Source organism: Gleimia coleocanis DSM 15436 (genome assembly GCF_000159015.1).
In the GTDB taxonomy this organism is placed as follows: Bacteria; Actinomycetota; Actinomycetes; order Actinomycetales; family Actinomycetaceae; genus Gleimia; species Gleimia coleocanis.
The window spans coordinates 114,526-128,154 of the sequence record NZ_DS999545.1 but is presented as its reverse complement, the minus strand read 5'-3'; the positions used below and the strand labels follow the sequence as shown (position 1 = coordinate 128,154).

Genomic DNA, 13,629 nt, shown 5'->3' with positions numbered 1-13,629 from the left:
AAAACGGGCTACTGCCAAGCATTAGACTGCCAAGCACGGCGCGCGGGGCGTTTGATTGGCTTGTTCCCTCGACTAGCGTTACATCCCATATGAGCGGGGCGGAGATTGTCTAATGTGTGTGTTCCACCAAGCGACTGAGGTATGAGGTGGTCAGCGCTCATGTATTCCGGTGTCCTAGGTCTAGCGTCTGGGTCAATCGGTAGCCCGCACAGGTGGCATTGCCAGCCGTAGGTAGCCATTACCAACCGGAGTATTTTACTAGACGTGTCTCCGTGCCATTTCATCGTTCTACCCCCAACTGTTCTGCGTACCATTGGTTGAAACTAGGCACTTTACCTTTACGGAGATCGCTAGCGTAGGCAACAGCTCTCTTAGCTCCTGATAGCTCTGGATAGTAGTAGTTCATAAACTGTTCATGAGCTAGGTCTTCTGCAGTAGCTTGCATGGGCTGTTCTAATCTTTCTGCTTCACGTTCAGCCTTGCGGAGTAAACCATCGTATTCAGCCATTTCATCAGTAGACAGTGAAGATAGCCTGCATTCAGGACAGGTCACAATAATCTTGGGGTCTGCTGTGCCAAAGTGCGGACAACGATCAGTCCAATTCTTAGGTCGAGGTACAGGATAATCAATCATTTCATTACCTTTCGTCGGAGGAACTTTTACACCGGCGGAGGTCGGTGCATAGACCTCCACCTTTAGGTGAGGTGGGTTAGCATTCAGTGCCGGTAACTCTTTGACTTTTCCGCGGAATACCGTGTTTTTACGAAGCTGAGAAAGCCTCACAGCGAACTCGGCAGAGCGTCGCATGAAGCGAACGCGCCGGTTAGCTCGCGCGTCACGTACCAGTTGAGCTAAGGCTTTCTTGTTTACTCGGAAGTAAGATGGCTGTCGGTTTCCACGCAGAATGCCACCACGCTTCCAACTGAGAAGCCCAAGCTCTTCTAACTCGGTCAGGCAATGGCGGGTCCATCGTTCCGACAAGCCAGCAGCATCGGCAATCTGGAAAGCCGTAGAAAAGCCTTCACCTGAACGATGGTCAAGCTTTGCAGTCAGAGCGTGCAGGATAGTGCGAAGCCCTTGCCATTTGCGACCAGAAAGCTCACCCCAACCGGCAGAGGACAACGCAGTAATCAAGTCAGGAAGTTTCCAATACGCTGTGACCCTCTTCTGAGCTGGAGCGGGTTTAATATCTGGTACTGCCTGACTAAGCTGGCGTAAAACTTCTTCAGTGTTCATCCTTACCAGCCCTTAGAAATTCCAGAATGTACACAACGCTCGTAAACCATAACAACGCAAAAAGCAGAGTATGAGTTAGCAGAGAATGCTTTACAAACAACAGGATTGGAGCAGTGCAAACAAGCGTCACTGCAAACATGATGAACTTGAAAAACAAGAGTTCGTTAGAGATTTTCACGATTAAACTCCCGTGCGATTTGTTCGCAACAGTTGTTAACCGTGCGATTCTGAGAAAACGGACACTGAGGAGCAAGGATCTCGATTAAGTTGGAAGCCATCTCACGAACCTGAACGATAGCAGCAAGCTGGCACGGGCGAATAGTACGATTAGTTGTTGCAGATTGATAAAGGACGTCCAGGCTGTCGAAAATCTCTGTAGCCTGCTCAATCTCGTATACATGATTCACCATGTCACTATGAACACTCATTTTCCAGCACCTCTCAAAGCATCCTGTAAATAATGAATATGGAGACGTGTAGCTTCGTTATGACGAGCTAGAGCGTCTAAACGATTGCGAATATCAAAAATTCGTTCATTAGACTGAGATAGAGCCTTTTCGACTGCTTCTAACTGCTGAATCATTTCTTGCTTACTCATTGCGAGTGGCATCCTCTGGATAACGAGAAAAAGGTGAATAAGAAGCGTAAAAAGCTTCCGCGAGTAACTTCATGGCTTCTTTCCAAGTCATTCAGCCGACTCCATCACATCTACAGAGGTAACAAGTTCGATTACGCCAAGAGCAGTAAGGCGATCGAGGTCGTTCATGTTCCAATAACGACGTGAATAAATTTTGCTGTTTAAGCCTGCGAGGCTTAAACCTAACTTCATTGCCATTTGGGCGCGGGTCAACTTAAAGCGAGTTATATGTGAAAGAACTGCTGTTGAAATAACTTTCTGCGTGTATGACATATGACAAAGTTTATTTCGTTTTGTGATAATCCAACACGCAACACGCCGTGTTAAGTTTTTCAAAAAGCTTTTATTCTATGTCATTTTGACGTAAACTTTTACTATGAAAACATTTTCTATCACACCTGAACTAACAGAAATTCCAGATTTAGCTGCCGTTGTGGCTTCAAATATTCGCGCTTTTGCGGCGCGCTTAAATTGGAGTCAGTCAGATTTGGCACGCGCACTTGGAATGAAACAACCTACCGTGTCTCAAAAATGGAATGAAATGCGCGCCTGGAAGCTGGAGGAATTGGGCTACGTTGCCCATGTACTTAATGTAACAGTTGCGGAACTAGTTACACCACCCGCCGGGTATGACCGGTGGTACAACAAAAACCGCCCGACCGGTGAGATTCACCAAGCGGGCGGGTGGCGCGCTCGAAGGGACTCGAACCCCCAACCTTCTGATCCGTAGTCAGATGCTCTATCCATTGAGCTACGAGCGCTTGCGTCATCAGCTGACTATATAAGTTTAATACCCCAACTCCTGAAACACAAAATCGATAGAGTGTATCCCTGACCACATTTATGAACGCCCTCGGGAAAAGAAACGGGGGACGCACCGAACGTGCATCCCCCGCCCCAAACAAACAGAACTAAGCCTGCAATGCCAACAGTGCCTGACGCCCCTTAAAACGCGCCAAACATTTCGTTCCCATGAACACAGCTAAGAAAACAACGCCATCCACTACTGCCATCATTGCAGAAGTAGCTAAGTCAAACTCAAAAGCCACCCAGAAGCCCGTCAAAGACGTCAACGCAGCAATCAGCAAACTCAACCCAATCATCTGCGGTAAAGTCTTTGACACCAGCAACGCCGTAGCCGGTGGAACTACCATCAACGCCACCACCAAAATGGCGCCAGCCGTATTAAAAGCCACTACCACGGTCATCGACACCAGTAGCATCAAACCGTACTCTACAAGACGCACTGGGAACCCCATGGTACGCGCCAGCATCGGATCAAAAGTTGCTAGCTTCAAAACACGGTAAGTAACCCCAATGTAAAGAGCGTTCAAGGCAAAAACAAACAGCAGCACCCACATAGTCCGAGGACCAAAATCCAGGTTGTTATGAATCAGGTGCTCGGCTTCCAACGCCATCAAGTTGATATCACCGGTCAAAACCGTGTCTTCACAGATGTGGACGTTAGAAAGAATCGTTGACAGTAAGATAATGCCGATTGCGAAAAGAACTGGGAAAATCAGACCCTGGTTCGCGTCCCCCGCAATTAAACCAGTGTTACGGAGTTTTTCTGCACCAATAACTACCAGCATACCTAGCGCTGAAGCGATTACGATCATGATGGGTGAGCTGGTAGTACCTGAAAGAAGCGCACCAATCACGATACCGGGAAGTACCGCGTGGGACATGGCATCAATCAGCATTGACTGGTGACGCAATACCAGGAAGGTGCCTGGTAGTGCACAGGTGATACCGGTGATAACTGCCAGCAGTGCAACAGAAACAACGAATGACATTAGTTGCCCTCTACTTCCTGGCCAGTGCGTGCAAAGTCTGGCTGGTTATTTAATGCGCGAGCTTCTTCATAAGTGATCTCTCCGCGTGCGATTGCAGCGAGTTCGCGGGCTTTCGCGCGACGCATCACTGAGCGACGTAGCATGGAACGTTCTGGCGCGAAAGTGATGGATAGCAGGAAGATTACGAAGAGAATGATTACCACGATTGGGCCGGTTGGCACTTTGCCCATATTTACAGAGAGGAATGATCCGAGGGCGCCCGATACACCTCCAATTAGCGCAGCTAATGCCACCATGCTGGAAAGTCGTTTCGTCCACTGGCGTGCAGCAGCTGCTGGCATAATCGCGAAGGCAATCATCAAGATTAAGCCAACTGCTTTTACGCCTATGACGATAGCGATGGTTGCTGCGCCCATGAGCAACGGGGTGAGGATACGTGGGCTGAAGCCAAGCTGGGTAGCTAGGACCGGGTCAAAGGTGAATACTTTGAACTCTTTCCATAGCAGCACCATAACTAATAGTGCCCCCCCACCGAAGAGACCGATGGTGTAAAGATCTGATTCAAGGAGGGTGGCTGCGTTACCAAACATGTACTTATCGATACCGCCGCGCCCCTGCAAGCTAGAGTGGGTGATTTGGCGCATGAGTACCATGCCCACGCCGTAGAAGAGGGATAGACAGATTGCCATGGCAGCGTCGATACTGACACGAGAATCGGCTGTTACCCAGTTTGCCACTAGCACTGCAATGGTTGCGGAAATGACTGCTCCGATGGTGAGTACCAGCATGGAGCGCCCTTCGATACCTAGCACAGTGGTAGCTACGATGAAGGCGAACATTACACCGGCGATTGCGCTGTGTCCGATCACGTCGCTAATGAGGGATTGCTTGCGTAGATACAGGAAGCACCCTAACGCACCTGAGGTTAGGCCAATCAGCGTGGTACCAATCAGCATGGTGCGGAAAGTGTAGTTAGTCAGGAATTCGACGATGCCGATTCCTTCGCTGGTGGCTACTAAGTCACCTAGCAGAGTTAGGACGGCGAGGTTCACGCTGTGACCTCTTTACCGTGTGGGTTTTCTCCACTGAGGTCGATTTGGTCGAAGCCGTAGGCATGGTGAATATTCTTTGCGGTGAAGGCTTCTGCCAGTGGACCGGTTGCGACTACCTGACCGTTCTTTAGCAGGGTCGCCCAGGTGCAGAAATTCTTTACGGTTGCCAGGTCGTGGTGAACAATTAGGATGGTTTTTCCCGCATTTTTTAGTTCCGCGAGGGCGTTGACGATAGCCTTTTCAGAAGCTGCATCAACTCCTGCGAAGGGTTCATCCATAATGAAAAGGTCTGGATCTTGAGCCAGAATACGTGCCATGAAGGTACGTTGCTTCTGTCCACCTGAAAGTTGGCTGATTTGGCGGTCAGCGAGGTCAGTAATCCCCACGGTTTCCATAGCTTTTGCAACTAGGGCTTTTTCAGTTGCCCCGCCTCGCTTTAGCCAGCCGAGTTTTCCGTAGGTTCCCATGGTGACTACGTCGGCTACGGTGGTGGGGAAGTCCCAGTCTACTTCTGCGCTTTGTGGCATGTAGCCAACACGTTTGCGTGCTTTGTTGAGGCTCTCTCCAAAGAATTTGGTTTCACCTGCTAGGGGTGGAACTAGTCCCAAAGCTGCTTTGATGAGGGTGGATTTACCCGCGCCATTTGCACCGAGGATGGCCATGACTTCCCCGGCGGGTAGGTGCATGGTTACATCGTGTAATACGATGCGATCGTGGTAGGCGGCAGTTAAGTTGTTAATGCTTAGTGGGTGCTGATCCATTTTGGTCTTCCTAATTGCAGGTTTGGGACTAGTCCCGTTGACTGACTTACGCCGGTGTTACTTAGCGGTCAAGGCTTCTACGATTGCCTTGGTGTTGTATTCGAATACGCCCAAGTAGGTGTCTACTGGAGCGGCTTCACCGAGGGAGTCTGCGTAGAGTTCCTTATCAGAGATTTCAACTTCCCAGCCCTTGGACTTAACGGCTTCCTTGAGGTGCTTGATAGCTTCTGGGTTTGCCAGGTTGTCCTGGAAGATAGTTGGAACCTTCTTGTCTGCAATCAGGGTTGCTAGTTCGTCTAGGTCTGCAGCGGTAATCTGTGCTTCAGAGGAAACGAAGTCGGTTGCGTGGATTTCAATGCCGAAGGTCTTACCCAGGTAGTTGAAGGCGTCGTGACCAGTGATGAGAACGCGACGTTCTGCTGGGATTTTGTCGAGTTCTACCTTAGCTGCTGCTTTGGCTTCGTCGATCATCTTGTTGTACTTGTCAGCGTTTTCCATGTAGACCTTTGCGTTTGCAGAGTCGATTTCAGCAATCTTTTCTGCAGATGCGGTTACTACGTGCTTCCAGTTGTCTGGGGAGTTCCAGACGTGTGGGTCATGGCCTTCAATCTTGCCATCTTCTTCCCATGGGAGCAGGTCTGCTTCTGGGATAGCTTCGCCAGCTGCTACCTGCTTATCGCCGAGCTTTTCTAGCTGGTCACGCATCTGGTGTTCCATGTCGTGGCTGGTCCACAATACTACGTCTGCGTCATTAAGCTTTTCGATGTCTTGGGTGGTGAGTGGCTGGGTGTGTGGGTCACCACCTGGTCCAACGAGGACGGTGATTTCTGCGTCTGGGGCAATATTCTTGGCTGCGTCGCCAAGGTAACCAGTGGTCGCTACGATGGTTAGTTTGCCGTCTTCTTTAGCTTCTTCGGTTTTGATGGTAGTTGCACATGCGCTCAGAGATAGAGCGAAAAGAGTTGCACATGCGGTAATTGCGGTTGCTTTAAGGGTCTTAGCGTTACGCATTGTATTTCATCTTTCTACTTATTCGTATGCATTTCTTAAATACATCCCCTTAAAGGTTAGTAGGAAAGGCTACCCTAAGCAAAGTTAATTGGCGGTTTTCCAGGTAAAACTTAATGACAACCGTTCAGTAAAAAGGTTTTGGGTCTTTTGTCGCAAATTATTGTAACTTTCCTGTTACCTAATACCTCATAAGACGGTATTACATAAATAAAAAATATCCCGATACTTGAAAAAGTATCGGGATCAGCGGAGATGATGGGATTTGAACCCACGAGGGGCGAACGCCCCAACCTCCTTAGCAGGGAGGCGCACTAGGCCACTATGCGACATCTCCAGTTATAGAGTACCTGGTTAATCACTAGATTGCCAAACAGAATCCGCAAAATCCCGAATTTCTAACTGTTTCTCAAGTGCGAACATTTTACTCTGCTGATTTTTTCCGATAGAATACAAGAGCTTAGTTAACTAAGTTTTGGAGAGTTGACAGAGCGGCCGAATGTGACGGTCTTGAAAACCGTTGTGTCTTTACGGGCACCATGGGTTCAAATCCCATACTCTCCGCCACTTTTCCCGGTATTTCACTGAAATACCGGGTTTTGTTTACCCTATAAAATTTTTAGCCACCGCAAAAGCGGTGGCTAAAACACTATCTTTAAGCAGATGCCCCTACGGCTGCCTCGCCAAAGGTTTCTGCCATAATCTCATTGTGCTCAATGAAAACGGCATAGAACTCATCGCGCTTCCCATCTGCTAACGCGTCGTAGATGCGCTGGTGGGTTTCAAAGTTTTCTTCCACCACTACTTCTTTAGGCAAATGCCAGGTCATTAGGAATTCAGTTTGTTCACAAAGCTGCACCAAGTAAGGGGAGCAGGTAGCGTTTCGAATTAACTTATGAAACTCAACGCACATATCGTAAGCCTCGGTATAGCGTTGTTTCTCAATAAAATCTCGTGTTTTAATGAGATTTTCCTGCAGTACTGCCAGCAGTTCAGGAGAGCGATTATCGAATACTCGACGCATTACCAGAGCATCTAAAGCATTCAATACTTCTAAGAATTTATCGTGTTCGTTTTTACAAACTTCAATCACACACAAGCCTGCATCCGGCTTGTCAAAAACTAGACCTTCTTTGCGAAGCATCAGTAATGCTTCGCGAACAGGTACGCGAGATACTTCTAGTGCTTCCGCTAAATTTCGCTCAATGAGTCGTTCGCCGGGCGCAAGCTCACGGTTATGAATCATTGCTTTAATACGAAGATACACGGAATGTGCCAGGGAGTTGGATCTGTTCTGAGAGACTAACATGCTACCTGCTCGATGGAAAATGTACTCTACATATTAACTATACATATCAAATTGTAAAAACGATATAGTTTTCCATACGAAATTTCAGAAAACAAGTAGCCCTCTGGAACGGAAGATTTCCCTTGCAGCTTCTGCTGCTTCCTTGCTTGGTGGCTGCACGTCACTGAGTTCATATTCCATTCCCAGTTCCGCCCATTTATCGCGAGCCATCTGATGAAATGGAAGCACTTCGACACGTTCTACACTCTCCCAGGAAGCTACAATGTCAGCTACCGCATTAACATTTTCTTCAGAGTCGGTTAACCCCGGCACCAGGACGAAGCGAATCCAAATACGCTTGTTCATGTCTGCTAGACGGCGACCGAATTTAAGGGTTGGCTCCAGCTGGCGTCCGGTAGTTTTTTCATAAACATCAGGCAGACCGCTCTTAACATCGAGCAGTACCAGGTCAACATTTTCTAACAGTTCGTCAGATGCGTGTGCACCAAGGAATCCAGAAGTATCAATAGCGGTGTGGATTCCTCGTTCTTTTGCAGCTTTGAGTAGTTTCAACAAGAATGCCGGCTGCATGAGCGGCTCTCCGCCAGAAAAGGTTACCCCTCCGTTTGATGCCTTAAAAACGGGAGCATAGCGTTCCATACGCTTAATTAGTTCATCCGCATATACTGCCGTACCGTCACGCATCTTCATAGTGTCCGGGTTATGACAGTAGAGGCAACGCAGTGGACATCCGGCGAGGAACGTGGTCATACGAGTGCCTGGTCCATCCACTGCAGTTACCAGTTCCCAAGAGTGCATAGAGCCGATTTCGCCGGCGCGCACTGCCATGAGGTGTTCATGGTGGCTAAGCTCTCCAGCACCGTCAATACCGGCCAGACCGGCACCTTTAACGCGGGGAACTTCATAATCTAAAGGATCGGGACGATACTCCCCTGTTGAGCCGTCTCCGTTGTAGGAAGCGTTTTCAAGAGTCATTATCGTCCCGATCCTTTATTTAGATTATTTTAGTTTGTCAGTTTTGAAACTGAATCTCACATACCATCGTGGAAGGTGCGGGAGATTACGTCCAGCTGCTGTTCGCGGGTGAGGCGTACGAAGTTTACTGCGTAGCCGGATACGCGTACGGTCAGCTGTGGGTACTTTTCTGGGTTTTCCATTGCATCAACCAGGGTGTCCTTGTTCAGAACGTTGATGTTTGCGTGGTACAGGCCCTTTACGCCACCGGTAGCAGCGCGGCTTGCCTTCATGGATGCCAGGCGATCTTCGAAAGAGGTTGCCATTTTGTTTCTCCTAATTTTAGGTGGTTTGGGGATTTTCCCGAGGGCGATTCGGGGAAATCCCATTTTGTTTGGTAGAAAGCCTGAGAGTTTCTCAGCCCTTCTTGATGAATCCAGCATCCATGATGCCGACTAGGTTAGTAATCTGTTCGTCCAGGTTACGACCCAAGGAGGATGGAACGATGGTGTTGGTCAGGGAGATGCCGTCGAGTGCATCGTTGTAGTCCAACTTACCTACGGACAGCATGGAAGCCAGCATGCCGTGGGTATCGTAGCCGTTTTCTGGGTTTGCACCTGGTGCGAATGGGGTACCTGCGCGGTGGCCAGATGGGAAGGAACCAGTTGCCTTACCGTAAACCACGTTAGAGGTAATGGTCAGTACGGACTGAGTTGGGATCGCGTCACGGTACATTGGGATGGACTTGATCTTAGACATTACGGTGTGAACGATAGTTGCTGCAATGTCGTCAGCTGCGTCATCGTCGTTACCGTAGACTGGGAACTCACCTTCGGTTACGTAGTCAACAATCAGACCGGTTTCGTCACGTACAGGAGTTACCTTTGCGTACTTGATTGCAGACAGGGAGTCAGCCACGATGGACAGACCTGCGATACCACAACCCATGGTGCGAATGATTTCGGAATCATGCAGCGCCATTTCCATGGATTCGTATGCGTAACGGTCGTGGCAGTAGTGAATGATGTTGAGTGCTTCAACATAGGTGCCTACTACCCAGTCCAGCATTTCTTCGTACTTTTCCCAAACTTCGTCGAAGTCCAGTGGGCCGTCACCCTTGATTGGTTCGTAGCCCTTTACGACCTGCTTACCGGACATTTCGTCACGACCACCGTTGATGGCGTAGAGCAGTGCCTTTGCAGCATTTACGCGTGCGCCGAAGAACTGCATCTGCTTACCAATCTGCATTGGGGATACGCAGCAGGCGATTGCAGCGTCGTCGCCCCACTGGCAACGAATCTGTTCGTCAGCTTCGTACTGTACAGAAGAAGTTTCGATGGAAATACGTGCACAGAAACGCTTGTAGCCTTCTGGCAGTTTTTCGGACCAGAATAGGGTGATATTTGGTTCTGGTGCTGGGCCAAGGTTTACCAGGGTCTGTAGCAGACGGAAGGAGGTCTTGGTTACCAGGGAACGACCGTCTTCACCGAAGCCACCGTCGGACCAGGTTGCCCAGTATGGGTCGCCAGAGAAGATTGCATCGTAGTCGATGGTGCGCAGGAAGCGGATGATACGCAGCTTGATTACCAGTGCGTCGATGATTTCCTGTGCGCCTTCTTCGTTCAGGATGCCGCGCTTGAAGTCACGTTCGAAGTAGATGTCGAAGAAGCCGGACAGACGACCGATGGACATTGCTGCGCCGTCCTGGGACTTAACAGATGCCAGGTAGCCGAAGTAGGTCCACTGTACTGCTTCCTGAGCAGTGTTTGCTGGGCGGGAAATGTCAAAGCCGTAGCGTGCTGCCATGGACTTGAGCTTCTTCAGAGCCTTAATCTGCTCTGAGTGTTCTTCACGGTAGCGTGCCCAGTGTTCTGAGAATGGCTGATTTGCGTAGCGATCCTTGTCGCGTTCCTTCAGCTCAATCAGGCGGTCTACACCGTAGAGTGCTACACGGCGGTAGTCACCGATGATGCGGCCACGACCGTAGGCGTCTGGCAGACCGGTGATGATGTGGGAAGAACGTGCCGCACGAATACGTGGGGTGTAGATGTCGAATACTGCGTCGTTGTGGGTCTTGCGGTATTCGGTGAAGATCTTCTTTACATCTGGGTTTGGTTCTTTACCTGCTTCGCGAATAGCGGTTTCAACCATACGCCAGCCACCGTTTGGCATCATTGCGCGCTTCAGTGGAACGTCGGTCTGCAGACCAACTACTACGTCATCATCTTCTGAAATGTAGCCTGCTGGGAATGCGTCAACGTCTGCTGGGGTGTCAGTGTCTACGTCGTAAACGCGCTTCTGGCGTTCTACGGAGAGGTAGTCCTTTTCCAGGGTCTTCCAGACGCGCAGGGTCTTTTCAGTTGGGCCAGAGAGGAAGGATTCGTCGCCTTCGTATGGCAGGTAGTTCAGCTGAATGAATTCGCGTACGTCGATTTCGGAAGTCCAGTTGCCGGTTACAAAACCTTCCCAGCATTCCTTTTCGACGTCGGTCAGTTCACGCTCGTTCTGATTCGTGGTCACGTATATCTCCTTTGGGTCTACGTTCGATTAACCCGACATTTAAATTCTATGCTCTTCGCAATCTTTCACTAACTGAATTCAAGTGTGTGGGTGTATCTCACAATCTGTGTTTTTCAGAGTTTGTAATGACGGATTAGGGCTTCTAAAACGGCTCCGGCACCGTCATATTCGACGGGTCCGGTGATGGCTTGGGCGGCTTGCTTTACTTCGTCACGCGCGTCCCCCATGGCAACTCCGAAGTGTGCCCATTTAAGCATTTCGATGTCATTGGTACCATCCCCTACGGCAATGGTTGAATGTGCACAAATCCTTAGTTTCTTGCGCATTTCTTCCAGTCGCCAGGCTTTCGAAATACCTTTTTTAATGACGTCCATCCAGGCGGTCCAGCCGACGGCGATCTGGTATTCAGAGAGGTCTAGGAGACTCATTTGGGCATCGAATTCGTCGCGTTCCACGTGTGGTTTACGGACGATAATTTTGCTTACGAGGGCGTTGCGCAGAATGTCAATTTCAGCGGTGTGCCACTCTCCAATGAGCTCCCCTTCCGGGAATGGTTTAAAGACTAAAGTCCCAGAATTTTCACCCTCAATAGCTATCAATGCATCCGGGTGGCGCTCCAAGACAAGATCTATAACCGGAGCGGCTGCAAATAATTCCGCATCCACTACTTCAACGCCCTCGGGAAGCACCCGCAAAAGCAACGCCCCATTGGACGCCACCACCCAACCAGTGGGAATCCTTAGCTCCTCTAAAAACGGCAACACCGCGTTATAGCCTCTGCCGGTCGCAATCATAATCTGCGCACCAGCTTCGCTTAACTTCCGCATCCGCGAGCGCACCACCTCAGTTACGCCATGTTCAGTTAATAACGTACCGTCGATATCTAAAGCCACCAGCAGTTCCGCTGCGGTTGCTGGCAAATCAGTTGGCAAAGCATGGAGAGACGCCTCCACCTGCGTCTCAAACTCAATGAAAGGAAGGGACGTGGGTGGAGGCGTCAGGAAAGATTTTTTCACGCAGTTGGCTCCAGCTTTTCAACGCCACCTAAGTATGGGCGCAGGGCGACTGGAACATTTACGGAACCGTCCTCGTTCTGGTGGTTTTCCAGGAACGCAACCAGCCAACGGGTGGTAGCCAAAGTACCGTTCAAGGTAGCCACGATGCGAGTATCACCGTCTACACGTTCACGAATGTTCAGGCGACGAGCCTGGAAAGTGGTGCAGTTCGAAGTGGAGGTAACTTCCATCCAACGATTCTGGGTTGGCAACCAAGCTTCACAGTCAAACTTACGGGCAGCGGAAGTACCCAAATCACCAGCTGCAGTGTCGATAACACGGTACGGGAGTTCCATCTTCTGCAGCATTTCTTCTTCCCAAGCAAGGAAGCGAGCGTGTTCCGCTTCAGCTTCTTCAACTGGGCAGAAGGAGAACATTTCTACCTTATTGAACTGGTGAACGCGGATAATGCCACGAGTATCCTTACCTGCAGAACCAGCTTCACGACGGTAACAGGTGGACCAACCTAGGTAACGAGCTGGTTCGCCGTTGAGTTCTAGGATTTCGTCCTTGTGGTAGCCAGCCAAAGCAACTTCGGAAGTACCCGTCAGGTAAAGGTCATCTGCTGGCAGGTAGTAGATTTCGTCAGAGTGTTCGTTGAGGAAGCCGGTGCCGCCCATGATTTCTGGGGTTACCAGAGTTGGGGTGGTAAGCGGAGTGAAACCGTACTTCAAACCCTGGTCCAGTGCCATGGTCAGCAGGGCGAGTTCCAGGCGAGCGCCAATGCCGGACAGGTAGTAGAAGCGGGAGCCAGATACCTTTGCGCCACGCTTCATGTCGATTGCTTTCAGGCCTTCTGCAAGTGCCAGGTGATCCTGTGGTTCGAAGTCGAATTCGCGTGGGGTACCTTCGTGGCGAAGTACTACGTATGCGTCTTCACCGCCGGTTGGCACACCGTCTACGATTACGTTTGGAATCCGGCGAGCAAGTTCATCTGCCTTTGCGCCTGCTTCGGTAGCGCGTGCTTCCAGTTCCTTAACTTCCTTAGCTAGTTCCTGTGCCTGCGTGAGGATAGCTTCACGGTCTTCTTTCGCTGCCTTTCCGATAGAGCGAGAGATTTCCTTTTGTTCTGCACGCTTTTGTTCAAACTCGGTCAGAGTCTTACGACGCAAAGCGTCTGCGGCTAGGATTTCATCAACAAGAGCTGGGTCTGCACCACGTGCAATCTGCGACTGGCGAGCTGGTTCTGGGTTTTCGCGAAGAGCCTTAATATCAATCATGCTTCTAGATTACTCCTTTTCCTTAAAGTTCCGTCACTTGCATTTTACTTTTTGAACAGCCAGCTTTTTCAAAAAGATTT

Annotated in this window: 16 protein-coding genes and 3 tRNA genes; 2 read left to right on the top strand and 17 right to left on the bottom strand. The window is 49.8% G+C overall.

The features are described 5' to 3' along the window. Nucleotides 1–8: 8 nt before the first annotated feature. The 5 genes from HMPREF0044_RS08435 to HMPREF0044_RS08205 all read right to left on the bottom strand — a co-directional run bounded on the left by HMPREF0044_RS08435 (nt 9) and on the right by HMPREF0044_RS08205 (nt 2,147). Entirely contained in the window at nt 9–239 is a 231-nt protein-coding gene (locus HMPREF0044_RS08435) for an HNH endonuclease (protein ID WP_211205088.1), read from the bottom strand. A gap of 41 nt (nt 240–280) precedes the next feature. Next, the gene (locus HMPREF0044_RS05420) at nt 281–1,237 is read right to left on the bottom strand and encodes a hypothetical protein (protein WP_006547117.1); all 957 of its coding nucleotides are present in this window, start codon (nt 1,235–1,237) and stop codon (nt 281–283) included. Nucleotides 1,238–1,401: 164 nt separating this feature from the next. Continuing rightward, nucleotides 1,402–1,665, bottom strand: a complete 264-nt coding sequence (locus tag HMPREF0044_RS08215) for a hypothetical protein (RefSeq protein WP_006547115.1) — start codon at nt 1,663–1,665, stop codon at nt 1,402–1,404. Continuing rightward, complete coding sequence (locus tag HMPREF0044_RS08210; protein WP_158027170.1) at nt 1,662–1,835, bottom strand: hypothetical protein; 174 nt, start codon at nt 1,833–1,835, stop codon at nt 1,662–1,664. Before HMPREF0044_RS08210 ends, HMPREF0044_RS08215 begins: the two co-directional genes overlap by 4 nt. Nucleotides 1,836–1,922: 87 nt before the next feature. After that, nucleotides 1,923–2,147, bottom strand: coding sequence for a hypothetical protein (locus HMPREF0044_RS08205; RefSeq protein ID WP_006547113.1), 225 nt, complete (start codon nt 2,145–2,147; stop codon nt 1,923–1,925). Between the two features lie 103 nt (nt 2,148–2,250). On the opposite strand from HMPREF0044_RS08205, the gene HMPREF0044_RS08430 reads away from it, so the two are divergent. Further along, on the top strand, nt 2,251–2,604 hold the full coding sequence (locus HMPREF0044_RS08430; protein WP_084799344.1) for a helix-turn-helix domain-containing protein: 354 nt from the start codon (nt 2,251–2,253) through the stop codon (nt 2,602–2,604). Here HMPREF0044_RS08430 and HMPREF0044_RS05405 read toward each other — a convergent pair. From HMPREF0044_RS05405 to HMPREF0044_RS05380, 6 genes are all read right to left on the bottom strand, one after another. Then, nucleotides 2,560–2,635: transfer RNA gene (locus HMPREF0044_RS05405), tRNA-Arg, on the bottom strand. The genes HMPREF0044_RS08430 and HMPREF0044_RS05405 overlap by 45 nt on opposite strands. A gap of 150 nt (nt 2,636–2,785) precedes the next feature. Then, nucleotides 2,786–3,670 carry a metal ABC transporter permease gene (locus HMPREF0044_RS05400; RefSeq protein WP_006547112.1) on the bottom strand — a complete coding sequence of 295 codons (885 nt, stop codon included), beginning with the start codon at nt 3,668–3,670 and terminating at the stop codon, nt 2,786–2,788. Next, nucleotides 3,670–4,722: a metal ABC transporter permease gene (locus HMPREF0044_RS05395; protein ID WP_006547111.1), complete on the bottom strand. Its 1,053-nt coding sequence runs from the start codon at nt 4,720–4,722 to the stop codon at nt 3,670–3,672. Before HMPREF0044_RS05395 ends, HMPREF0044_RS05400 begins: the two co-directional genes overlap by 1 nt. Then, on the bottom strand, nt 4,719–5,483 hold the full coding sequence (locus HMPREF0044_RS05390; RefSeq protein ID WP_006547110.1) for a metal ABC transporter ATP-binding protein: 765 nt from the start codon (nt 5,481–5,483) through the stop codon (nt 4,719–4,721). The genes HMPREF0044_RS05395 and HMPREF0044_RS05390 overlap by 4 nt, the downstream gene beginning before the upstream one ends. Before the next feature lie 57 nt (nt 5,484–5,540). After that, complete coding sequence (locus HMPREF0044_RS05385; RefSeq protein WP_006547109.1) at nt 5,541–6,494, bottom strand: metal ABC transporter substrate-binding protein; 954 nt, start codon at nt 6,492–6,494, stop codon at nt 5,541–5,543. Between the two features lie 247 nt (nt 6,495–6,741). Then, nucleotides 6,742–6,828, bottom strand: a tRNA-Ser gene (locus HMPREF0044_RS05380). Between the two features lie 140 nt (nt 6,829–6,968). Here HMPREF0044_RS05380 and HMPREF0044_RS05375 point away from each other — a divergent pair. Continuing rightward, nucleotides 6,969–7,058, top strand: a tRNA-Ser gene (locus tag HMPREF0044_RS05375). A gap of 88 nt (nt 7,059–7,146) precedes the next feature. Here HMPREF0044_RS05375 and HMPREF0044_RS05370 read toward each other — a convergent pair. The 6 genes from HMPREF0044_RS05370 to serS form a co-directional block, all read right to left on the bottom strand. Continuing rightward, complete coding sequence (locus tag HMPREF0044_RS05370; RefSeq protein WP_040313042.1) at nt 7,147–7,800, bottom strand: GntR family transcriptional regulator; 654 nt, start codon at nt 7,798–7,800, stop codon at nt 7,147–7,149. Between the two features lie 84 nt (nt 7,801–7,884). Next, on the bottom strand, nt 7,885–8,775 hold the full coding sequence (gene pflA, locus HMPREF0044_RS05365) for a pyruvate formate-lyase-activating protein (protein ID WP_006547107.1): 891 nt from the start codon (nt 8,773–8,775) through the stop codon (nt 7,885–7,887). Nucleotides 8,776–8,831: 56 nt separating this feature from the next. After that, the gene (grcA2, locus tag HMPREF0044_RS05360; protein ID WP_040313041.1) at nt 8,832–9,080 is read right to left on the bottom strand and encodes an autonomous glycyl radical cofactor GrcA2; all 249 of its coding nucleotides are present in this window, start codon (nt 9,078–9,080) and stop codon (nt 8,832–8,834) included. A 91-nt stretch (nt 9,081–9,171) separates the two neighbouring features. Then, a complete protein-coding gene (locus HMPREF0044_RS05355) occupies nt 9,172–11,274 on the bottom strand; it encodes a pyruvate formate lyase family protein (protein ID WP_006547105.1) in 2,103 nt (700 codons plus the stop codon). Between the two features lie 113 nt (nt 11,275–11,387). Continuing rightward, nucleotides 11,388–12,290, bottom strand: a complete 903-nt coding sequence (locus tag HMPREF0044_RS05350; protein WP_006547104.1) for an HAD-IIB family hydrolase — start codon at nt 12,288–12,290, stop codon at nt 11,388–11,390. Then, entirely contained in the window at nt 12,287–13,549 is a 1,263-nt protein-coding gene (serS, locus tag HMPREF0044_RS05345; protein ID WP_006547103.1) for a serine--tRNA ligase, read from the bottom strand. The genes HMPREF0044_RS05350 and serS overlap by 4 nt, the downstream gene beginning before the upstream one ends. Nucleotides 13,550–13,629: the final 80 nt, after the last annotated feature.